The sequence below is a fragment of the Paenibacillus sp. FSL P2-0121 genome (genome assembly GCF_037975345.1).
Taxonomy (GTDB): Bacteria; Bacillota; Bacilli; order Paenibacillales; family Paenibacillaceae; genus Paenibacillus_AQ; species Paenibacillus_AQ odorifer.
Genome location: NZ_CP150245.1, coordinates 1,491,626 through 1,513,420, shown reverse-complemented (window position 1 = coordinate 1,513,420; position 21,795 = coordinate 1,491,626). Strand labels below are relative to the sequence as shown.

The following is a 21,795-nucleotide window of genomic DNA, read 5'->3' as shown; positions in this document are numbered from 1 at the left end:
AATAGCGACTATGCGGTCCGTTAGCACCTAAAAAACAGGATAATTCCACGTATAAGGTCCGCTGGGTCCGCCTGCGTCGGGTTACTCCCCGCTTTCGGACTCAGTTGTCACTAGCTACACATCATCATCATCTTCCTCCTCCGCTTCGGACTCAATTGACACTAACCACACATCATTACTCTCCCCGCTACTTCCGGACTCAGTTGACGCTATTTGCTGATTTATAGCCTTTCGAGCTAGGTTTCGGACTCCAGTGCAGCTATTCATGCGAAACAGGTTCATATTGGGTGTTTTTCGTGCCAATAGCGACTATGCGGTCCGTTAGCATCAAAAAAACAAGATAATTCCACGTATAAGGTCCGCTGGGTCCGCCTGCGTCGGGTTACTCACCGCTTTCGGACCCAGTTGTCAATATCCCCACCATCTCTCTCCTCCACCACATGCGGACTCAATCGCCACTAGCTCCACCTCATCCCCTTCCCAGCCACTTGTGAATCCAGATGACTCTATCGCCCAAGGCAAAAAAATAGACCGTCCCATAAAGGAACGGTCTATCCTTCCACCCGCCTATTACAAAGGCAGTGTGTAGTACTGAGCGCGTTGGCTCTCGTTCTGCTGATACATTACGATTAGTAGCGTGCGCCCTTCCCTAATGGAAGCGGGCTCCGCTACAGCTACAGCCGAGCTTGCTGCTTGCGCAGTCTCTTCTAAACTACTATTCGCTGCTCCCTGTAATGACGAGTCTGCTGAAGCCAAAGCCTCCGGATTAGCCATATCAGCTTCACCATCCTCAAGGCCCTCATCGGCACGCATGCCGCTGATGGAATCCAGCACCGCTTCCAGCGAGAATGGCAATACTTCCAGCACAGTATACTTTTGCAGTTCTCTTTCGTTAAGTCCTGCTTCTGCTAACTGGGCAGAAATTTGACCCGGATTAGCCGCGATATCTTTTAAATAGCTCGACCAATCCGACTTATCCAGCACGAAATCCCACCAGATTTTGCGCGGCTTGTACTTGTGTCCAAGAAAATAGTCCAGCTTCATCAAGCCAGTTATAACATCCATAGACGGCGTCCCGCGATCTATCAGGAAGGACTGCAAGCGGGTAAAGAGATCTTCCAGCTGATGGCCAATCTTTTGCCAGCCTCTCTCCTCCCAATAGTCACCGAACTCCTGAAAGAAATCGAATGGCGAATCAAATACATGACGGATCAAGTACTTGGCCGTATGGTCCATCCGGTGGCTGTTCCAGTATTTCTCCAGCACATCCTCAAGCCGCTTCAAACGGATAATGTCTGAGAAAGGCATCATATGACTGCTAAGGATTTCATAAGGTGCGTGTTCCATATACGTGTACTCATATTTAGACGCCTGCGCCCGCAGCCCCGTTCCCCGCAGCATTTTGAGGAATCCTAGCTGTAGCTCTTCCGGCTCCATAACGAATACATCATTAAAAGTTTTACGGAAGGTACTGTAATCCTCCATAGGTAGTCCGGCAATCAAATCCAGATGCTGATCGATATTGCCGCTTGCCTTAATCTTCATTACGGTACGGGACAGCTTTTTGAAATTCTGGCGGCGTTTAACAAGCTCATTCGTCTCATCGTTGGTAGATTGCACCCCAATCTCAAATCTAAAAATACCCGGAGGCGCATTCTTAGATAGGAAATCCAGAACTTCCGGCCGCATGATATCTGCGGTAATTTCGAACTGAAACACGCAGCCTTGATGATTATCGATCAGGAATTGAAACATTTCCATCGCATAGTTGCGGTTGATATTAAAAGTACGATCCAGAAATTTAATGATTTTGGCGCCATTCTGTATTAAATAAAGCAGATCAGATTTCACTCGTTCAATATCATAATAACGTACGCCTACCTCAATACTGGATAAACAGAACTGGCAGTTAAATGGGCACCCGCGGCTTGTCTCAAAATAAACAATACGTTTACTCAAATCTGGAATATCCTCAGGAAAACGATGCGGCGTAGGCAGGGTATTCAGATCGCTTTTGGGACGTGGTGGATTGACAATGATCTCTTCTCCCTTGCGATAAGCGGCTCCATACACAAAGTGAAACTTACGATCATCCCTTAGCTCCTGTAGCAAATGGTGGAACGTCTCTTCCCCATCTCCATTAACTATAAAATCAATGCCAGCTTCTCTTTTCATCCAATGAAGCGGCTCATACGAAACTTCCGGTCCTCCGAGAACAATCGTAACTTCAGGCATTACTTGCTTAAGAATACCAATCAGCTTCAGCGTCTCTTCGATGTTCCAGATATAACAGGAGAAACCAATCACATCTGGCCGTTTCTGAAACAAGTCGGACACAATATTCATCACGGGATCTTTGATGGTGTACTCTGCCAAATGAATATCCTTAAATTCATGCTCACTGTACGCTTTTAACAAGCGGATTGCGAGTGAGGTATGAATATATTTGGCGTTTAACGTGGTCAGGACGATTTTCATGCTACACGACCTTTTCTACATTTCATTTTGAAAAAACTCTAAGAATGCCTTACCGTACTTCCGGTATTTCACTTCCCCAACACCCTTTACCCTCAGCATTTCCGCTTCGGTCTGCGGGCAAACCACACTCATCTCACGCAGCGTGGCATCATTAAAAATAATGTACGACGGCACATGCTCGCGTCCTGCCAATTCACGCCGGATAAGACGCAGCTGCTCAAAGACAGTCTCATTGACGGCTGATGGCGACAGGTCATGCCCCCGACTACGAACTCTCGTACCAGATGTTGTACCTGTCCGCGAAGGCCGTGCCACACGCTGCATCACCTCACGCTGTCCGCGCAGGACCTCGGCAGCCAGTGGCTGAAGCCGTACTACAGGGTACTGGCCTTCCGACAAGGCAAGATACCCTTCTGAGATGAGCACATTGATACTCTCTGAGATTTCCTTCTCCGTCCGGCTCGACATCGCCCCATGTGTGGGCAGCTTATCGAAGCCGTACTGCATCACCTTTTGATTGCGCGAGCCTTTCAGCACAGATGCCACCAACGCTACACCATAACGCTCCCGCATGCGGTGGATGCAGGAGAAAATCTTTTGCGCATCGACGGTCATATCCACTAGCTCTCGTTCATCCGTACATGAGCTGCAGATACCACATGGCTTGTCCCCATGCTCTTCCCCGAAATAATCCAGCTGGGCACTGCGCAAGCAGCGGGTAGTATAGCAATAATCAATCATTTGCTGAAGCTTGCGATATTCGTTAGCTTTACGGTCAGTATCCTGTGGATTCTGCTCGATCAGGAACTTTTGCGTCATAATATCCTGCGCACTAAACAGCAAAATACATTCACTCGGCTCCCCGTCACGTCCAGCACGACCTGCTTCCTGAACATAAGCTTCCATATTTTTGGGCATATTGTAGTGAATTACGTAACGGACATTGGATTTATCAATCCCCATCCCAAAGGCATTCGTAGCCACCATGACCCGGATATCGTCATAGAGGAACCCTTCCTGGCTATCTGCCCGCTCCTGGTCGTTCATACCCGCATGATAGCGACCTGCCGCTATGCCAGAAGCTTGCAGCCTCTGATACAGATCATCTACTTCTTTGCGGGTTGCCGCATATACAATCCCCGGCTGGTGAGAATGCGTAGCCGCATAATCCATAACGAACTCCCGCTTGTTCTCTCCACGCAGCACGGACATTGCCAGATTATCTCTTCCTAGCCCCGTCATGAAAATACCCGGCTCGCGCAAGCGCAGCAGCCGGACCATATCCTCCATAACCTCCGGCGTCGCCGTGGCGGTAAATGCTGCCAGGATCGGACGTTCAGGCAGCTCATCTACAAATGGAGATACCGACAGATAACTTGTCCGAAAATCATGTCCCCACTGGGATACACAGTGCGCTTCATCAACAGCCACGCAGGAAATAGACAGCTCAGCCATTTCCAGACGGAACCAGTCCAGCTCAAGTCTTTCGGGCGTAACATAGAGCAGCTTCAAATCGCCCCGCCGGGCAGCCCGAATCCGCTCATTCACTTCTTTTCCGCTTAACGTGCTATTAATAAAGGCTGCCGGAATACCCGCAGTAGTTAACGCATCCACCTGGTCTTTCATCAGCGAGATCAGTGGTGATATCACCAGTGTCAGCCCTGGCAGGAGCAGTGCAGGAACCTGATAACAGATCGATTTCCCGCCACCCGTAGGGAGGATTCCCAGTGTGTCGCGTCCTTCCAGCAAGTTCTGAACAATCTTTTTCTGGCCATCCCGAAAGTCTGGATAACCGTAATATTTTTGCAGCTCAGCCTGCGCCTGTTCAATAGTAGGTGCTTGCATCTTCATATCTCTCATAACTCCTTAGGCGTTTCTATCTTTAGTTTAGCGGTCAATGGTGTAATGAGCAACACTTCTTAACTATCATCACCCTGTTCTTCTTTTGAAATATTTACATAAAAGGTCTTCTTTTAAGCCAAGCTTTAATAAGCGTGATTTCATAGAAAGGTGGAGCGACCGTGCAAAATTGGAAACAAAAATATACCTCCTTTAAACAAAAGCCTGCACGTAACGAGTCCTCTGCCCAGGACAATCGTCCAGTAAAGCCATTGGATTCCAGCCTGAAGAGCAATATAAGCTTCATTCGACAAGTCTTTGGAGAAGACAGCGACCTTATTGTCCGTAACTTCAAGGTATACGGTAGATATGATGCGGCTATTATCTTTTTTTCTTCTGTGGTGGACCAGAATCAAATTCAGAACTATGTTTTAAAGCCATTAATGAATGTTCCCTCCGACCACTCAGAAATTCCAAAAGATCTAAAGGATTTACCTGATTACATCTGGAGTATGACGGTACAAGTCACACAAGGTAACCGCACTAAGGACCTAAATACTCTAGTCTCCGTCTTGTTGGATGGAAATGTAGTTCTAATCATAGATGGAATGGATCAGGCACTTTACTTCAATCTGCGTAAAATTGAGCATCGTAGCATTGAGCAACCTCAAACTGAACAAGTTATACGCGGTTCGCGTGATGGGTTTATAGAGAATTTAGAATCCAACATCTCTTTGCTTCGCTATCGACTACAAACGCCGGATTTTCGTGTAGTAACTGCCCCTCTTGGCGTACGGACGCGCTCAAAAGTAGCTGTTTGTTATATCGAAGGAATAGCCGATCCAGGGCTAGTTCAAAAGGTGATGAAGAGATTATCAGCAATAAATGTAGACGGCATCCTTGATGCGGGGTATATCGAGCAATTTATAGAGGATCATCCCCTTTCCCCGTTTCCACAGGTTCAGCCAACCGAACGTCCGGATAAATCTATAGCCTCTTTATTAGAAGGACGAGTCATCATCCTTGTAGATGGCTCACCTTTCTGCCTCATCGTCCCGGCACTTTTCAACCAATTCTTTCAGACGATGGATGACTATACGGAACGTTTTATCGTAGGAAGCCTCCTAAGAATGATCCGCTTGATCGCATTATTATTTTCCCTTTTCTTCCCTGCCTTATATGTATCCATTATCTCTTTCAATCCTGAGCTACTGCCGACAGAGTTCGCCGTAGCAATAACAGGTGCAAGAGCTGGCGTACCCTTTCCAGCCGTATTGGAAGTTCTGATTATGGAAGTCTTCATGGAGGTGCTGCGCGAAGCAACCATTCGCCTACCGCAAATGATTGGCGGGGCTCTTTCTATTGTAGGTGTGCTTGTCATTGGTCAGGCAGCCGTAGCAGCAGGTCTGGCGAGTCCAACTACCGTAGTTGTTGTGGCTATAACGACCATAGGGTCTTTTGCCACACCCGCTTACAATGCCGCAATCTCTTCAAGAATGCTTAGATTTCCATTGATCATATTGGCAGGCTGCTTTGGCCTGTACGGAGTAATGCTGGGCACTATTGTTATTATCAACCACTTATTATTCCTGGAATCTTTTGGCGTTCCCTACATGACCCCCTTTGTCCCTACGATATGGAAGGACCTTAAGGATAGTATCGTTCGGGTACCTTTATGGTGGATGCGAAGCCGCCCAAGCTTTCTTAATACACCTGATCCTGATCTTCTTGCTAAGGATATTCCGAAAATGCATACCGATCTGATTTTTAAGGAGAAAAGTGAAGCTGATGAATAGTAACCGCCCCATAACAACGATCCAAGTCATGGCTGTAATCGTCAGTACGATTATAGGAATAGGAATCTTAAGTATTCCTCGTTATATGGCTGAAGCCGGAGACAGTGGTGCACCGCTCGTGACTGCTTCTGGTGTACCTGTTGCTTTTTTGGGTTGCTGGTTTACAGCAGCTGTCTGCCGAAAATTCCCGAACGAAACGTTGTTCGTATTCAGCCGCCGCCTTCTCGGAACTGGGCTAGCGGATATTTTCTCCATTTTTATTTCTTTGTTTTTTGCTTTCTCTGCCGGGATCACCATGCGCCAATTCGGAGAAGTATGTGTTGCGGTTGTCTTTAAAAAGACACCCATCGAAGCAGTAATTCTCTTAATGCTCCTACTGGTTGCCTTATCAATCCGAAGAAATATTGTGAAATTCACTTATGTTCATGTTTTCTATTTACCTTTTATTCTATTATCTGTTATAGCAATTGCCTTGGTAGCTATGAAAAATGTTGACGTTCTAAACTTGCTACCCCTCACCGGAAATCACACCACCTTTTCAAGCTTTTCCAAAGGAACGATTACGTCCGCTGGCCTTTATCAGGGCACATTTGTCATCATCCTGCTGGTTCCTTTAATGAAAAAACCTCAACAGATCCTTAAAGCAGGCACTGTTGCGCTTTGTATCATTGGATTCATTTATGTAATGATCGTTTGGGTCACTTTAGGCATGTTTGGAGCTCAAGAAACCAAATTACTTTCCTATCCAACCTTAGAAGCAGCTCGCTCCATATCCATCGGCGCAGGACTTTTAGAACGGTTTGATGCTCTTTTTATAATAATTTGGGTGGTTTCTATATTCACTTCCATCTTTACGAACTACTACTTAGCTGCATACTCTCTGCAACAAGTGCTGCGGCACAAGGATCACCGCCTAATATCCAGCTTCTTACTTCCACTTATCATCACTTTTTCACTTTTGCCGAGAAATATATTTCAGGTCTATTCATTTGCTAGCATTACAGCGATAATCGGTTTGATTTTTTTGACCTTCTATCCTCTTTTATTATGGTTAGTCTCTCTAATCCGAAATAAAGGAGCCATTTCTCATGAATAAAAAAATTTACAAGCGTGTAGTTCTTATATTTATTCTCTCACTCATGTCTGGCTTACTCTCAGGGTGCTGGGACCAGCTTGAAATAGAAGACCGTGCATTGGTACTAGGGTTATCCATTGATTCCGTCCCTCCAGACAGCAAAATAAATGATGATCAAACCACTCATCTTAAAAGCGCAAATATTAACCTTCCCAAAATCCGTGTGACCGCCCAAATTGCGGTTCCGGGAAGAGTTCCACTCGGACCAGGCAGCGGGGGTGAAGGCGGAGGCGTGAATCAAAATCCAGTATGGGTCGTAGAAGTGTACGGGTACACCTTAGATGACGCCATGAACAATTTACAGCAGCAAATTTCTGATCCACGTTATCTAATTCATTTACGAGTAATTATTATTAGTGAGGACATCGCAAAAAAAAGCATGAATGACTTAAATGATTATTTGCGGCGAAATCCAGAAGTTCGTCGCCGGACCTGGCTGCTAGTATCCGAAGGGGAGGCTGCTAAATTTATGAATATTAATCCTCCGCTCCAGCGAGTGCCGACCCTTTACATCCTCTCCACCATGGAAAAAGCAGTAACATCAGGAAAATTCCCCGCTGATTATATAGGTGTATTCTGGTCAGCAGAATCCAAATGGGGCGAAAGTGGTTATCTGCCTTACGTCTCATTACATCAGGAAGACAATATCATGATTAAAGGCCTAGCTTACTTTAGTGGTGGAGTGATGGTCGGATCGACGATTCCGATTGAGATTGGCGCATATATGTCCATGAAGGGCATTAATCCCGGGGGATACTCCGATCTTTTTTATGCTGATGAATTCGGTCCGGTGATGCTCAAGGTCAACGACCGGTTCACGAGGGTGAAGGTTCATTTCAAAGAGGGCAAACCTCACATCACTTATAACCTCACTTTAGAGGCGGCTCTAGATGAGCATTTACGTAGTGATATCCCTATCGATTCCAGCCGTTCTTTAGAAAAGATTGAAGATATTTTTCAAAAGAGAGTGATCGGTATTTTCAACCACCTTATCGAAGAAACTCAACAAGCGCATTCCGATGTCTTTGGCATGGGTGAATATATTCGTGCATATGCTCCCTCCTACTGGAAAGCCAATATTCGTGACAAACATGACTGGGAGCAGCAGTATTCCAATCTCAGTATTGAAGTTAAGTTGAAAACTCACATCGACAGAGTAGGTCTTAAACAAAATTAAATGACGTTTATGGGAGGCTCTACTATGCTCTATCACCAGCTAACCTACGTAATTGTTGCGCTGCTGATCTCCAGTGTTCTGTTGCTTACTGTGGATACTAAAATATATGCAGTCAATGCTATGCACCGGGAAAAAAAATATGCCCGCGTGTTAGGCTGGGTATATCTCGGTTTATTCCTGCTTCTTGGATTAGCCCAGCTGTTCTATCTATGAGCATTTACAAACCAAACCAGCAAGCCTGCCCTCTCCATAGTATTTCTTCACAGCCCATGGTATATTGAGGAGTACAATATTAAAGGACGGAGAATGCATCCATGAACTCAAGAAGAAATCCTAAAGAAACAGCCAAAAGAGGTACTCGTTCTCACAGCAAGCCTACTGGCAAGCTTAACCATAAAACTAAAACAACCGCAGCACCCAAGTCTTTTACTGTAAATGAACCTTCTGAACTGTTGCCCTTCTTACTCACCCACGTCACGGGTCGCGGACGAAATGCGATTAAATCCATCCTATCGCGTGGACAAGTGTCGGTGAATGATAAGGTAGTTACACAGCATAATTTCCAACTGCATCCGGGTCAAAACGTTACTATTGATCAAGAGAAGCCTGTACAAACAGCAGAGATGATCGGACTTAAAATCGTTCATGAGGATGAAGATCTGATCATTGTTCAAAAGGATGCTGGACTGCTATCTATCGCCACTGCGGAAGAAAATGAATTGACGGCTTACCGCCAGCTTATGGAGCATGTCCGTGTTAGCAATCCAAAAAATCGGATTTTTGTCGTACACCGTTTGGACAGAGATACTTCAGGCGTAATGATGTTTGCCAAAAGCGAACGGATTCAGCAGGCATTACAAACTACGTGGAAAGATACTGTGAAGGAACGTTCTTACGTAGCGCTCGTCGAAGGCGCGGTTAAAAGACCTGAAGGCAAGATAAGCTCTTGGCTCAAAGAAACCTCAACCCTTAAAATGTATTCCAGTCCTCATGAAGGCGATGGACTACATGCAATTACACATTATAAACTTATTCAGGCTAACCGCCATTTTTCCTTGCTAGAGGTTAAACTCGAAACCGGACGAAAAAATCAGATTCGGGTGCACATGGCAGATATCGGCCACCCTATCGCAGGTGACAAGAAGTATGGGGCAGAGACCAAAACGGTAGGGAGACTTGGCCTACATGCTCGAGTGCTCTCTTTTATTCATCCAACCACTGGAGAACTGATGACCTTTGAGAGCCCGATTCCGAAGACGTTCCTGAAATATACTGCGCCTGCGCCTACAAACTAAGAATTGAACGTATACCCACGACTGACGAGCCTTCCCGCTTATGGGAAGCTGTAACTTCTACACAAGATGCCCGGTCCATTTGGTCCTGGGCGTCTTTTTTTAACTTCCTATCACATCATGTTACAATATAAATAAACAAAGAAGGTGCCCTTATTGTTCCATCCTACTGTTTTCGATAATATTAAGATCGCCTTTGAGAACCAGATTTATGACTACGATAATTTAGACGGAATACTGGTGGTTACGGATCGCTCCGACCTTCTGAATATGGCGCTGATGTCCAGAGAGTTCAGTCTCTCCTTCCAATTAACTGCAGGCAGGAAAGTAACCGCCGAAATCCTGCTCACTTCGACCACGAAAGATCTCAGCGATGAAATCATGGAGGTTCCTAATACGGATCCCGGCTGTAATCTTTCACTTCGTTTTTATATGGAAGTCGAAGATATTCCTAACGAATGTCAGGCGATAGACAGTATTCTAAAAGCGATCTGGGGACCTGATTTCCAGCCTGTGCAATCTTTAAGCTTCATATATGGCCAGGAAAGTGAAACTTACAATAACTGCATCGAGCTGCAATTCAAAAGACAACTTACAGAAGAACAAATGGAGGACATTCCAAACCTGCTAAGCCACCTGCTGCAAAGTGCAGAAGAACTGGAATCCTTCACGGTATAATTCCTACTTTTTAACGTTCGAACTATGGGAAAAGAGGTGTGCATGAAATGAAATTCCTGCCTGCTGCCAAAAGTAAACGTTGGTTTCTCTGGATGATCGTTTATGCCATTCTGCTATGGCTTCTTTTCCCTCTGCACCGATTTGTGATGCTGGCCCAAGAAATGGATACCACACTCTTACTGCGCTTTGCTCTTTTTTCCGTAGTAGTGGCAGGCATCGTCAACACTTTAGGCTGGCTCGGAGCACGTCTGCTCTGGGTATTTAGTACGGCGGGAATAATCATAGGCGCGGCATTTATGCTGGGCTACACCTACAAAGAGATGTCCGGTTGGGAGGATCTCGCAGGCTTCCTCGCATTTTCCCTATTTTCATGTGCCGGATTTGCACTGGGTTTATTAGCGGAAGGTATTCGTCTGCTGTATACGCGAGCATCGAAGTCTTGAATGGAAGAGGTGAAACGCTGTTGTCCAATTCTTTTCTAACCAAAAATGCATTGTCCCATTCTTTAAAAGAACTAATGGAGCATACACCGCTAAATAAAATTACTGTTAAACAACTAGTGGACCATTGCGGACTAAACAGACAAACCTTTTATTATCATTTTCAGGATATATTTGATTTGCTAGGTTGGATCTATAAGACTGAGGCTGTCGAAAGCCTCGCCCAGTATCGCAGCTACAGCACTTGGACGGACGGTTTTTATAGAATCTTCTGCTATATTGAGCGGAATAAATCCTTTTGCTGTAACACGCTAAATTCACTAGGCAGAAATCACCTGGATGCATATCTGTACGAGGTGACAAACGATCTCATCATGGGGGTTATAAACGAGCTGTCCTCCGGGATGGAGGTTTGCGAAGAAGACAAGCATTTTATAGCCAATTTCTATACGCTCGCCTTCACAGGCCTAATCATTCAGTGGATGAGAGAAGGCATGAAGGAACAACCGCACCATATGATTGAGAAGCTAAGTGATCTAATTGAAGGAAATTTTCTGAAAGCTTTACACAAATATGAGAACCATCCGTTGTAACCTTTGGTTGCAGCGGTTTTTTTTGTCTAAAAACTAGACAGATCACCCATAATGACAAAAATCCAGACACTCTAAAGAGTTTGATTATACCTTCAAAATAGGAGTTGGTTTACATTAAGAGTGTGATTATTTAAACAACTACTTGGAGGCGACCATTGTGAAAAAAGAGTACGGTAATAGACAGGTTTATTTTGTCGGTGGCGGAATTGCATCCCTAGCGGGCGCTGCTTACCTGGTCAGAGACTGTGATTTTCCGGGACAAAACATTCACATTATTGAAGAGATGAAGATTCTTGGTGGTAGCAATGACGGCGCAGGTGACGCTGAACATGGTTACGTTGTCCGCGGCGGCCGTATGCTCAACGATGAAGCTTATGAAAATCTCTGGGAACTATTAACAACGATTCCTTCTGTCGACCGTCCGGGGTTGTCTGTGCGGGATGAAATTATTGCTTTTGATACCGCTAATCCAACACACTCAAACGCCAGACTAGTAAATAAAGACGGCAAAGTAGAAGATGTATTGTCCATGGGTTTTGATATGGCTGATCGTCTCGCTATGGGCAAGCTGATTATTACACCAGAAGATAAAATGGGGAAAGCGCGTATCAACGACTGGTTCGCCCCTCACTTTTTCACAACAAACTTCTGGTATATGTGGGCTACTACTTTTGCATTCCAACCTTGGCACAGCGCTGTAGAGTTTAAAAGATATATGCTCCGTTTCTTCCATGAATTCCCAAGAATTCAAACACTGGAAGGTGTAACCCGCACTCCTTATAACCAATATGATTCCATCATTCTGCCTTTGCACAAATATCTTGAACCATTTGGTGTCGATTTCACACTGAAATGTACAGTGACTGATCTGCAGTTCAAAAAAGGTGACGGAATTACCGTAACCCAAATGAATGTAGTGCGCGAAGGTGTCAAAGATGTGATTGATGTAAAAGAAGATGATCTCGTGATTATCACAAACGGTTCTATGACCGAAGGCTCCAGCCTTGGTTCTATGACTTCTGCTCCACGCCTTAACGGCAAGGGAAGCTCGTGGAAATTATGGGAAAACATCGCTTCCAAGAAACCAAGTCTTGGCAATCCTTCTTCGTTCGATGATCATGTAGACGGTTCGAAATGGGAGTCCTTTACTGTAACTTTCCATGACTCCAAATTCTTCGATCTGATGGAAAATTTCACACGTAACCGTGCCGGCACAGGCGCTTTGGTCACATTCAAGGATTCGAGCTGGTTTATGTCCGTTGTACTGGCCTACCAACCGCATTTCCGCAATCAACCTGAGCATGTTAAAGTGTTCTGGGGTTACGGACTGTATCCAGACAAAGTTGGGGATTTCGTGAAAAAGAGAATGTGTGATTGTACCGGCGAAGAAATCATGCAAGAATTGATCGGTCATCTTCACTTTGAAGAACATAAGGACGAGATCATGGCTACCGCCAACTGTATTCCTTGCATGATGCCTTATATCACTTCACAGTTCATGCCTAGACTCAATAGTGACAGACCAAAAGTTGTCCCTGAGGGTTCCACGAACCTGGCCTTTATTGGACAATTCTGTGAAATTCCAGATGACGTTGTATTCACTGAAGAATACTCCGTGAGAGCAGCGAGAATTGCGGTATATACTCTACTTGGTATCGAACGGCCTATCGAGCCAATCAACCAATATCAATACGATGTACGTACACTATTCTCAAGCTTTGTTACATCTTTCAGATAAAACAACAATCAGCGGCGAGCGCTTCCGGATATCGGGAGCGCTTGTTTTTGAGTGTGGGAAGCAACAAAAGAACAGTTTTATCGAAACAAAAAAGAGCTGAGGGCTCCCTCAGCTCTTTTGTTTTACTCGAATCCAAACTTTAAATATTGCAAGATCCATCTGCGCAGCCATCATCGGTGGATACTTCAGAATTCCCCTTACCAACCACTTGTAATGTTGGCCCTGCTTGTTCCTCCGCCCACACAGTATCCAATACCTCTTTAAATACAGGACCTGGTTGTGCACCAGATAAAGCATATTTATTGTTGAATACAAAGAAAGGTACACCGGTAATATTAAGACGGCTTCCTTCTTCAATATCGCCATTAACCTCATTCGCAAAAGCATCCGTTTCCAGCATTGCCGCAGCTTCCGCTTGATCCAGACCTACTTCAGCAGCGAGTGAAGCCAGTACACTGCGATCTCCAAGATTTAATGAATCCGTAAAGTAGGCACGCAGCAGACGTTCGGACATTTCTGCACCTTTTCCCTTTGTGCTTGCAAAATGACTCAGTCGGTGACTGTCAAAAGTGTTGGTATGCTTCACTGTATCAAAATTAAATTCCAAACCCACATCTTTAGCTTGCTCCGTTAGTTGTGCGTTCATTGCTTTTGCTTTTTCAACGGTCATCCCGTATTTGGTAGCCAACAGCTCATGAATACTCTTGTCTGTACTTACCTCTGCATGTGGATCCAATTGAAAGCTACGGAATACTACCTCCACTTGATCACGGTTCGGGAATTGGCTGAGCGCATTCTCCAAACGTCTTTTGCCAATATAACAAAAAGGACATGCATAATCGGACCAGATATCTATTCTCACGAAAAAACCTCCTAATATTATTGATAATTTATAGCTGTTATATAAGAGTAATAACTAAATATACGTCGCTTACTATTATATAGTTAAAAACTCAAAATTACAAACTTAACTTTTATTAAAATAACATTTATAGACGTGAATGTTAAAGCAAAAAGTAAACGAAAGTGGTATATACGCTCCCCTTCAGGGCAGATAGAATAAAGTTAACACCAGAAATTCCGAAGGGAGATCCCCATATGCATGATGTATCTATAGTGATACCTACCCGTAACCGTATAAACGACCTTACAGTGTGCATAGAGTCTATTAGCAAGCAGACACAGCTAGAGAATGTCTCCATCGAGCTCTGGATTGTGGATGACGGTGAGATTCCTGAAGAAAGATTAACCTATTATCGTAACATACTGAACAAATTGCCACAGGCTGAGTTTCGATATCATCGTAAGACTAATCCGGGACTCTGGCTTTCCCGTTATGAGTCACTTGGATTAGTAAATGCTGAAATTGTGCTTCATTTAGACGATGATGCAGAATTAGATGATTCCTTATATATTCGACGATTACTTGATACTTATGCAGCGGACGATTCAATTGTCGGTGTAGGCGGTGTGGCAAAAGGCATGCGCAGCAGCAAACCGGGCCGGCTGTTTGGCATGCTGACCGGACAAATGTCCGGATCCCCGGGCAGATTATCCCCAAGCATGTTTGCAGGCTCCCTATTCCTGTGGGGAGAGAAGGAGCAGGTTTTTGAGACAGATTTTTTTCACGGCTGCAATATGTCATTCCGGCGCTCAGCATTACAAGATATGAAACCCTATCCCTGGATGACAAGTTACTCCATTGCCGAAGATATTTACTTGTCCCATTTGGCTAGCCGTTATGGCAAGCTTGTCATTAACCCGGCTATGAAAATCATTCATCATGAGTCGCCGGGTTCTCGGGATAAGGCGGGCGTTGTTGCAAGAGCTACTGCCATCAATCATTATTATCTGCTCAACTTACGTAAAGCCCCCCCTATGAATTATGCCGCATTGATCTGGACGTTAATCTGTCTGACAGGCAAAGAAACTCTCAAACGAAATTTCAAAGCCGTTAGCGGTTATGCCAAGGGAATCCTTTTCGTAATGAATCCTCGTAAAAACAAATACCGTGAATACATGCTAGATTAGCTTAATAGTTACCTCTATATCCACAGCGTTGCTCCGAATCAGATTGCGGGGCTTTTTTTTCGTGCAGACGGAGTTGTACCTAAATATGCCATGAAATTAATTTCCATCAACTTCTGATCTAGGGTATGATAGTGATAATGTGTTTTAGAAACTAACTTTATGGATGGTGGAATATGTTCAAGAACAAAAAAACGACGTTGATCCTCGTTGTTATCCTCATCGTCGTCATAGCTGTCGGCGCTTGGCTAATTACTAAAAATAAGGATGACAAAGCGACGGAAACACCGGGTGGCGCAACAGCTTCAGGAAAAGGCGAAGCCAAGTCACTCTCACAGACCTTTTATATCTATGACACGGTCGTGAATATCAAAGTGTTCGGAGAAAATGTAGCCCAAAAAAATATGGATGATATCCAGCAAATGCTGGAGCGAATGGATATGGAGCTTAGCCGTACAAAAGAAGGCGGCGAGGTTTACGCAGTCAATCAAGCAGCAGGAAAAGAAGCGGTTGTCGTTTCGGAAGAGACCTTAGATGTTGTAAAACAATCGGTGCAATATGCAAAAGAAATGGACGGGCTATTCGATCCCACGATTGGTCCGCTGATCGACCTCTGGAACATCGGTAGTGGCGGGGATAAAGTCCCTGATCCAGCAGCTATCGATGCAGCCAAGAGCCTAACCAATTACAGGGACGTTGAAATTGACGAAGCTGCTAAGACCGTGAAGCTACTGAAGGAAAATATGGTACTGGATCTTGGAGGTATCGGCAAAGGGTATGCTGCTGACCGTATCGCTGATTATTTAAAAGAGCAAGGCCTTAACAGTGCAATGATCAACCTCGGCGGCAGCAGTATTATTGCGTTAGGTACGAAACCAAACGGAACGGATTGGAATATTGGTCTGCAAGACCCTGACCAAAGCCGCGGCACACAGCTAGGAACGATTAAAATCGCAGATGAGGTCATCGATGCTTCTGGTGTTTACGAACGTTATTTTATGCAAGACAATGTTCGTTACCACCATATTCTTGATCCACGCACAGGTTACCCTTCTCAGAACGGTCTCAAAAGCTTGACCATTATGAGCCCTAATGCAACAGATGCGGACGCTTTGTCCACTGGGGTATTCTTGATGGGGATCGAAGAAGGCATGAAATATCTGGAGTCGTTACCTGAAGATGTAGAAGCTTTCTTTATTACCGATGACAACAAAATCTACGCCACACCAGGCATTAAAGAAAGAATGAATCTGACTGACCCTACGTACAGCTTCGCTGATTAAATGAAATAGAGCTTGCCCCCATAAAGTCATTATTGGCTTTGGGAGGCAAGCTCTTTTGTTGTGGATAAAGGTTCTTTGGCGTGGCTGAGGGATATTCATCGCCCATTCATCGCCCAGCAGCCTGATAATTAGGGAATTCCTCCCTAAAATCATTAGATTTTTTCAAGGTAAACCTTCGATTAGGGAAAACCTCCCTGAAAATCACCCGAATATGGCTATAACCGTGCTTATTTAGGTTTTATTAGGGAGGAAATCCCCAATAACCTCAATTTCGCGCTCTAACCGGTTAATTTCAGGGAGTTTTTCCCTAATTAATTCCTGATCAAGATTTTTGCAGCACCAAAGGCAACTCGCTAAATTCCTTATAATTCGTGAAAATATAACTAGGCTTATGATCCGTAGCCGGCTGTCTGCCTCTCGGATTATACCAGCAGACCTTCCAGCCAGCCGCAAGCGCTCCTACTACATCATTAGCCCAGGTATCGCCAATATAAAGTGAATGGTCTGGTGAAGTACCAGACTTCTGATTTACATGCAAAAAGAGTTGCGGATCTGGTTTGGCCAGACCTACAGCGTCAGAAATAAAAATCATCTCCTCGGGGATCATCTGATCCAGACCTAATCCGCGAATCTTTTTCATTTGATGATCTTTGGGTCCATTCGTAATGATGCCTACTTTATGACCAGCAGTAATGAACCTTTCCAATTGCTCCCGGACTCCATCTATCATTTGAATGGTGTACTGACGGCCAATGTAAGCCGCTTGTACCGCCGTGGCTTGATCACGATCGAGCTGTAAACCATACTCTGCAAAAGCAAGCTCCAATCGGCGTACCCTTGTCTCCTCCAGCGGAATTTCTCCACGTAAATACATAGGCCATAATACATCACTATGATGTCTTACTTTATAAAATAATTCCGCAAAGTCCAGACTGCTCTCATCCGGTTTAAGTACTTGACGCACCGCTTCTTTAAATGGAACCAAATGATCATATAAGGTATCATCAAGGTCAAAAAAGATTGCCAGCTTATTACTTGTATCCACTTTAACGCCCCTTACTCGTCTTTCTCTCTAGCTTTAGAAAAAAAGGTTATAGGTATAAAAATCATCATCCCGAATGTAGCCATGCGCTTCATATAAACGCTGTGCCCCCACATTCGCCATCATTGTTGTCAGGGACAAGCCCTTCGTATTCGTAGCGAGCGCATGAGCTCTGGCACTTTCCAGCAGCTTGGAGCCGAGCCCATGACCTCGCAGTTCCGTAGTTACATATAGATCATTCAATATCCAGAGACGCTCCATAGAGACCGATGAAAAAGAGGGATAGAGCTGGGTGAAGCCCCACGCTCGTTTCTCCTCGCCTTCTCCCTCCACCGCAATAAAGATTACCGAATCGTTCAGCTTCAATCGGTCTGATAAAAAAGCACGTGCACCATCCAGATCAGAGACTGCCCCATAAAATACCCGATACTCATCAAACAATGGGATAAGCCGTTCCAAATCATCATAGATCACACGTTCAATACGATAGTTGTTCATCCTCAACGCTCACTTTCCGGCTTGGGCCGTTTTAACGTTATTGTATATTTCAGCCGTACCGTGCACCATGGAGCGAACGCCAGATCATTTGGACAATTATTCTTATTCTTTGGAATCGTAGAACACATGCCGGGCACTGACTTTACCCTCTTCGATATCCAAAATTCCGATGGAATACAGTTTCTCACGTCGTTTATCCGTTGGCGATCCTGGATTAAAGAGCAGAATCCCATTCTCTTCCCGCAATAAAGGCTGATGCGAATGACCGAATAAAATACAATCCACCTTATCGTTCGCAAAAGCAAGCAACGCATTCCCGTCCGTTCCTTTGCGGGAGTGTGGCGTATGACCATGGACCATTCCGATCCGGACTCCCTCAAGCGTTAGCAGCTTACGCTCCCCGAAACGCTCGATGATCTCTATTCCATCGTTATTCCCAGCAATCCCTTCCACTGGAGCCAATTCAGCCAACAAATCGTAGATTCCCATACTCACCCAATCTCCAAGATGTAGAATCAAGTCTACATTCCGGAATTCAGCAACAAGTGCTTTGGGCAGAGACTTAGCCATTCTTGTCATATGTGTATCTGATACCACGCCTACTTTCATATAACTCAGCTCCTAATCTATCATACTCATCTCATATTCAAATAATTGTACGATTTGCTTAAACGAGAAGCAAGTTCTGTGACTTCTCCCACACAGAAAAGCCGGGTACACCCCACTAACACAGGGCATATCCGGCTGCCATAAAGTAATTCCAAAGAAATCATTTATGCTTACTACCTTCTACAGTATTTAGCATCCCAACTCAGTTCTCTCTATCCTGCCAATTCCATAATCTTACTTCTTCAACATGAATATTACTGACCCATTTTTCTTCCTTTAACTTGAGCAGTTCTTTAACCGGACCGGTTACGACAGCTCCATACAGCCTAACTCCGTTCTTCTCCAGATAACTAATGGAGTCATCCAGATCAATAAACGGAATTACCTTGTTGGCGATCGATTTATGCTCCTGCATTAAGTGCAGTGTCTTAAGGAAGTTCGCATTACGAAGTTCACCATCCCCATATGAGTCAACAGATGGAGAAACACTCGTGCGGCTAGTCACCCCTCCAAACCAACCCCACTTTTTCTTTGACTCTTGTGTCACCTTCATATCATCGGCATGCCAGATGGGCGTACTTGGAAATCCTAAGGGATCATTTATTACTGGCTCTTGTGTCCTTGGACCTGTATCTGCTGCGAACCATAAAAGCTCAAGATTTTTATGCTGAAACTTCTTCAATAGCTCATCTGTCGTAAAAAATTGTTCAAAAGACAAATAGGCTTCTCCTACCGTACCTTCAGGGAGCTTTTCTAGTTTTTCCCACTCACTGCTGTCATCCATCCTATTTTCTGCAGACTGGTTCTCAGTGGGATAGATAAAGTAATTACCTGTCCCACTGCGTTCATATGTCCATGAATAACTATATATTCTGGGCCAGCCTAATAGAAACTTCATCGAATAATCTCCAACATTAATCCGCGCATCACCAATTTGTTTTATTATTTCACCCTGCAGATTCATACTAAAAAACGGTCCGGAATCGCTACTCAAATGGACGATTGTATTCGGCTGTGAAACAGCAATTGCGGAAGAAACGACATCACGGTAAGTCTCTCCTCTTTCTCCAGTGCCATAAAATACCGCTGTGATGATACTGCTGACGATCAAAAAAATCAAAAATGCAGAAATCACCGTCAAAGTATTTGATATGCGTGCTTTCCACTTGCCCCGGCGGATGATCTTTTTTTCTTTACCGGGTCTGTTTCTTTTACCCTTTCCGAATTTTATGCTCTTCTCCTCATCTGAAGCCGGCTTTTCTTCACTCATGAGTTCATCCAGATAAGCCTGGTAAGCTTCCATCTTCTCTAGCTCACGTTCAACCTCATCCCTATCCTTATCAGCAAGAGTGCCTTCACCATACCTTCTTAACTTCTCCTTAAACTCTTCACTCATGTTCATTTCTCCTCCGCTCTGCCTCACGCAACTTCTGTCTGGCCCGAAAGATCAATATCTTATATTGGGACAAGCCCACATCCATAATGTCCGATGCTTCCCGATAACTCAGCCCATGAAAATCATGCAGCAGCAGTGCATTTCTCTGATTGTCCGGTAGCTCACCTACTGCTATCCTCATCTCTTCCCAACGTTCCTGATGAAGCAGTGTGCTTTCTGTGGTATCTGGATGAGCAAGCTTTTTGAAATAATCCTCACTCTGAACTGTACTGCGGCCTTCCTTTCGCTTGTAATCTACGAAGGCGTTATAAGCGACACGGAACAACCATGGCTTAATCTTCTCTTCTTTACAATCCTCCAAATGTAGATAAGCGCGATAAAAGGTTTCTTGCATCAAATCTTCAGCCGCATAATGATCACCACAAAGGGAGCGCAAATAGCGGTAAATATCCATCACATACATCTGATATATTTCATCCAATGACTTTCGCTTCATGCACTCCCCCCTTAACCTAACCACGTATCCCAGCCTGAAAAGTTACAGATAAATTTAGCAACTAGTATGAATATACCAGTAATTCCATGGAAAAAAGCGAAAAAAGCCTCCTGGCAAGGAGTATTACTCCTGCCAACAGGCTTTTTAATTCACCAAGTTACTCTGCTTACAGAACAACTTCAACTTCTTTGAGCATTTCGCTAACGGATATTAAACCGCCACCGGACAAATACCAGTAGTTAGGATCCAAGTAGATGATTTTACCATTTTTAAAGGCATTTGTGTTCTTCACTAGATCGTTTTCAACTGCTTTTTTAGCTGAGCCGGCTTCGCCGCCATCACTCTTCACAGCCGCATCTCTGTCCACTACAAACAGATAATCCGGATTCTTATCCGCTACATATTCGTAGGATACGCTTTGTCCGTGAGTGGATACTTCAATTTTATCATCAGCCTGTGCAAATCCGAACACATCATGGATAATCCCAAAACGGGAACCTGCACCGTAAGCACTGATTTTTCCTTCATTCGCAAGAATAACAAGTGCTTTTTTGCCATCAGCTGTTGCCTTCGTATTCAAAGCTTTGATGGAATCATTGATAGTCGCAAGCTCAGTTTCTACTTCTGCTTCTTTTCCAAAAATTTGACCCAGCATTTTCACGTTATTCGTAAAAGATTCCATGTAGTTTGCATTATCTACAGCCACATACAGAGTAGGTGCAATTTTGCTGAATTCTTCGTAAGAATCCTGTTGTCTGCCGGAAATGATGATCAGGTCCGGAGAAAGACTGTTTATTTTTTCGAAGTCAGGCTCTTTCAAACCCCCAACATTCTCATATTTAGCATCGTTATATTTAGAGAGATAAGCCGGTACATTACTTTGAGGCACTCCAGTCACCTCTACACCCAGTTTATCCAGCGTATCCAGTGTACCGAAGTCAAAAACAACCACTTTTTGCGGATTGCTTTTGATAGTTGTTTCGCCAAGCGCATGCTTGAAAGTAAGCTCTGTCGGTGCTGTAGTTGCTTCCGTTGTTGGTGCAGTAGTAGCCTCCGAATTGCCTGCCGCTGCTGTGTTGTTATTTGAAGTTGCTGCATTATTGGAGCCGCAAGCCGCCAAGATTACCGCAAGAAATACTGTCATAATCAGTAAAGATAAGTTCTTCTTCAATGTATTCACCCCTAATTTTTATAGTGAAGCTATTTGAATTATTCGCGTATGCGTTAAGAAGCTGGCGCCTTTCACTTCTTACGTTACGTCATAATAATATCCGCAT

The 21,795-nt window shown here is 44.4% G+C and carries 21 protein-coding genes; 11 read left to right on the top strand and 10 right to left on the bottom strand.

Features of this window, described 5'->3' with window-relative positions; translation table 11 throughout:
* Positions 1 to 408: 408 nt before the first annotated feature.
* The 3 genes from MKY54_RS06730 to recQ are packed head-to-tail and all read right to left on the bottom strand — an operon-like array spanning position 409 to position 4,329.
* Positions 409 to 540: a hypothetical protein gene (locus MKY54_RS06730; RefSeq protein ID WP_256716048.1), complete on the bottom strand. Its 132-nt coding sequence runs from the start codon at positions 538 to 540 to the stop codon at positions 409 to 411.
* Positions 541 to 570: 30 nt separating this feature from the next.
* Positions 571 to 2,478: a B12-binding domain-containing radical SAM protein gene (locus MKY54_RS06725; RefSeq protein WP_076308057.1), complete on the bottom strand. Its 1,908-nt coding sequence runs from the start codon at positions 2,476 to 2,478 to the stop codon at positions 571 to 573.
* A gap of 15 nt (positions 2,479 to 2,493) precedes the next feature.
* Positions 2,494 to 4,329: a DNA helicase RecQ gene (gene recQ, locus MKY54_RS06720; RefSeq protein WP_339189965.1), complete on the bottom strand. Its 1,836-nt coding sequence runs from the start codon at positions 4,327 to 4,329 to the stop codon at positions 2,494 to 2,496.
* Positions 4,330 to 4,499: 170 nt separating this feature from the next.
* On the opposite strand from recQ, the gene MKY54_RS06715 reads away from it, so the two are divergent.
* From MKY54_RS06715 to MKY54_RS06675, 9 genes are all read left to right on the top strand, one after another.
* Positions 4,500 to 6,113: a spore germination protein gene (locus MKY54_RS06715; RefSeq protein WP_179086794.1), complete on the top strand. Its 1,614-nt coding sequence runs from the start codon at positions 4,500 to 4,502 to the stop codon at positions 6,111 to 6,113.
* Positions 6,106 to 7,209 (top strand): endospore germination permease, encoded by a 1,104-nt coding sequence (locus MKY54_RS06710; protein ID WP_076185704.1) that lies wholly within the window; start codon positions 6,106 to 6,108, stop codon positions 7,207 to 7,209. The genes MKY54_RS06715 and MKY54_RS06710 overlap by 8 nt, the downstream gene beginning before the upstream one ends.
* Positions 7,202 to 8,425 carry a Ger(x)C family spore germination protein gene (locus tag MKY54_RS06705; protein WP_076308058.1) on the top strand — a complete coding sequence of 408 codons (1,224 nt, stop codon included), beginning with the start codon at positions 7,202 to 7,204 and terminating at the stop codon, positions 8,423 to 8,425. The genes MKY54_RS06710 and MKY54_RS06705 overlap by 8 nt, the downstream gene beginning before the upstream one ends.
* A 24-nt stretch (positions 8,426 to 8,449) precedes the next feature.
* A complete protein-coding gene (locus MKY54_RS06700) occupies positions 8,450 to 8,638 on the top strand; it encodes a CLC_0170 family protein (RefSeq protein ID WP_076185706.1) in 189 nt (62 codons plus the stop codon).
* 101 nt (positions 8,639 to 8,739) lie between these two features.
* Entirely contained in the window at positions 8,740 to 9,720 is a 981-nt protein-coding gene (locus tag MKY54_RS06695) for an RluA family pseudouridine synthase (protein WP_076128083.1), read from the top strand.
* Between the two features lie 153 nt (positions 9,721 to 9,873).
* The gene (locus MKY54_RS06690; RefSeq protein ID WP_076128085.1) at positions 9,874 to 10,395 is read left to right on the top strand and encodes a hypothetical protein; all 522 of its coding nucleotides are present in this window, start codon (positions 9,874 to 9,876) and stop codon (positions 10,393 to 10,395) included.
* 47 nt (positions 10,396 to 10,442) lie between these two features.
* Positions 10,443 to 10,838 (top strand): hypothetical protein, encoded by a 396-nt coding sequence (locus MKY54_RS06685; protein WP_076308059.1) that lies wholly within the window; start codon positions 10,443 to 10,445, stop codon positions 10,836 to 10,838.
* Positions 10,839 to 10,858: 20 nt separating this feature from the next.
* Positions 10,859 to 11,428, top strand: coding sequence for a TetR/AcrR family transcriptional regulator (locus MKY54_RS06680; RefSeq protein ID WP_036681438.1), 570 nt, complete (start codon positions 10,859 to 10,861; stop codon positions 11,426 to 11,428).
* A gap of 157 nt (positions 11,429 to 11,585) precedes the next feature.
* A complete protein-coding gene (locus MKY54_RS06675) occupies positions 11,586 to 13,166 on the top strand; it encodes an oleate hydratase (protein WP_076128088.1) in 1,581 nt (526 codons plus the stop codon).
* Positions 13,167 to 13,305: 139 nt separating this feature from the next.
* Here MKY54_RS06675 and MKY54_RS06670 read toward each other — a convergent pair whose 3' ends face one another.
* Complete coding sequence (locus MKY54_RS06670) at positions 13,306 to 14,028, bottom strand: DsbA family oxidoreductase (RefSeq protein ID WP_076308060.1); 723 nt, start codon at positions 14,026 to 14,028, stop codon at positions 13,306 to 13,308.
* A gap of 236 nt (positions 14,029 to 14,264) precedes the next feature.
* Here MKY54_RS06670 and MKY54_RS06665 point away from each other — a divergent pair, with 236 nt between their 5' ends.
* Both MKY54_RS06665 and MKY54_RS06660 read left to right on the top strand, forming a co-directional pair.
* Positions 14,265 to 15,197 (top strand): glycosyltransferase family 2 protein, encoded by a 933-nt coding sequence (locus MKY54_RS06665; RefSeq protein ID WP_339189960.1) that lies wholly within the window; start codon positions 14,265 to 14,267, stop codon positions 15,195 to 15,197.
* 173 nt (positions 15,198 to 15,370) lie between these two features.
* Positions 15,371 to 16,477: an FAD:protein FMN transferase gene (locus MKY54_RS06660; protein WP_076128094.1), complete on the top strand. Its 1,107-nt coding sequence runs from the start codon at positions 15,371 to 15,373 to the stop codon at positions 16,475 to 16,477.
* Between the two features lie 322 nt (positions 16,478 to 16,799).
* Here MKY54_RS06660 and MKY54_RS06655 read toward each other — a convergent pair whose 3' ends face one another.
* The 6 genes from MKY54_RS06655 to MKY54_RS06630 all read right to left on the bottom strand — a co-directional run bounded on the left by MKY54_RS06655 (position 16,800) and on the right by MKY54_RS06630 (position 21,689).
* On the bottom strand, positions 16,800 to 17,522 hold the full coding sequence (locus MKY54_RS06655) for an HAD family hydrolase (RefSeq protein WP_036681855.1): 723 nt from the start codon (positions 17,520 to 17,522) through the stop codon (positions 16,800 to 16,802).
* A gap of 33 nt (positions 17,523 to 17,555) precedes the next feature.
* A complete protein-coding gene (locus tag MKY54_RS06650; RefSeq protein ID WP_036681853.1) occupies positions 17,556 to 18,017 on the bottom strand; it encodes a GNAT family N-acetyltransferase in 462 nt (153 codons plus the stop codon).
* Positions 18,018 to 18,119: 102 nt separating this feature from the next.
* Positions 18,120 to 18,626 (bottom strand): metallophosphoesterase, encoded by a 507-nt coding sequence (locus tag MKY54_RS06645; RefSeq protein ID WP_076128097.1) that lies wholly within the window; start codon positions 18,624 to 18,626, stop codon positions 18,120 to 18,122.
* A 202-nt stretch (positions 18,627 to 18,828) separates the two neighbouring features.
* Positions 18,829 to 20,022, bottom strand: a complete 1,194-nt coding sequence (locus MKY54_RS06640) for an anti-sigma factor (RefSeq protein WP_076308061.1) — start codon at positions 20,020 to 20,022, stop codon at positions 18,829 to 18,831.
* Complete coding sequence (locus tag MKY54_RS06635) at positions 20,015 to 20,518, bottom strand: sigma-70 family RNA polymerase sigma factor (protein ID WP_036681849.1); 504 nt, start codon at positions 20,516 to 20,518, stop codon at positions 20,015 to 20,017. Before MKY54_RS06635 ends, MKY54_RS06640 begins: the two co-directional genes overlap by 8 nt.
* A gap of 166 nt (positions 20,519 to 20,684) precedes the next feature.
* Positions 20,685 to 21,689 (bottom strand): siderophore ABC transporter substrate-binding protein, encoded by a 1,005-nt coding sequence (locus tag MKY54_RS06630; protein ID WP_282579687.1) that lies wholly within the window; start codon positions 21,687 to 21,689, stop codon positions 20,685 to 20,687.
* Positions 21,690 to 21,795: the final 106 nt, after the last annotated feature.

What these genes read in the sequence shown, in the direction of transcription:
- MKY54_RS06730 (WP_256716048.1), bottom strand. Translation starts at nt 540, where the DNA reads ATGGGACGGTCTATTTTTTTGCCTTGGGCGATAGAGTCATCTGGATTC.
- MKY54_RS06725 (WP_076308057.1), bottom strand. Translation starts at nt 2,478, where the DNA reads ATGAAAATCGTCCTGACCACGTTAAACGCCAAATATATTCATACCTCA.
- recQ (WP_339189965.1), bottom strand. Translation starts at nt 4,329, where the DNA reads ATGAAGATGCAAGCACCTACTATTGAACAGGCGCAGGCTGAGCTGCAA.
- MKY54_RS06710 (WP_076185704.1), top strand. Translation starts at nt 6,106, where the DNA reads ATGAATAGTAACCGCCCCATAACAACGATCCAAGTCATGGCTGTAATC.
- MKY54_RS06705 (WP_076308058.1), top strand. Translation starts at nt 7,202, where the DNA reads ATGAATAAAAAAATTTACAAGCGTGTAGTTCTTATATTTATTCTCTCA.
- MKY54_RS06700 (WP_076185706.1), top strand. Translation starts at nt 8,450, where the DNA reads ATGCTCTATCACCAGCTAACCTACGTAATTGTTGCGCTGCTGATCTCC.
- MKY54_RS06695 (WP_076128083.1), top strand. Translation starts at nt 8,740, where the DNA reads ATGAACTCAAGAAGAAATCCTAAAGAAACAGCCAAAAGAGGTACTCGT.
- MKY54_RS06685 (WP_076308059.1), top strand. Translation starts at nt 10,443, where the DNA reads ATGAAATTCCTGCCTGCTGCCAAAAGTAAACGTTGGTTTCTCTGGATG.
- MKY54_RS06665 (WP_339189960.1), top strand. Translation starts at nt 14,265, where the DNA reads ATGCATGATGTATCTATAGTGATACCTACCCGTAACCGTATAAACGAC.
- MKY54_RS06660 (WP_076128094.1), top strand. Translation starts at nt 15,371, where the DNA reads ATGTTCAAGAACAAAAAAACGACGTTGATCCTCGTTGTTATCCTCATC.
- MKY54_RS06650 (WP_036681853.1), bottom strand. Translation starts at nt 18,017, where the DNA reads ATGAACAACTATCGTATTGAACGTGTGATCTATGATGATTTGGAACGG.
- MKY54_RS06645 (WP_076128097.1), bottom strand. Translation starts at nt 18,626, where the DNA reads ATGAAAGTAGGCGTGGTATCAGATACACATATGACAAGAATGGCTAAG.
- MKY54_RS06640 (WP_076308061.1), bottom strand. Translation starts at nt 20,022, where the DNA reads ATGAGTGAAGAGTTTAAGGAGAAGTTAAGAAGGTATGGTGAAGGCACT.
- MKY54_RS06635 (WP_036681849.1), bottom strand. Translation starts at nt 20,518, where the DNA reads ATGAAGCGAAAGTCATTGGATGAAATATATCAGATGTATGTGATGGAT.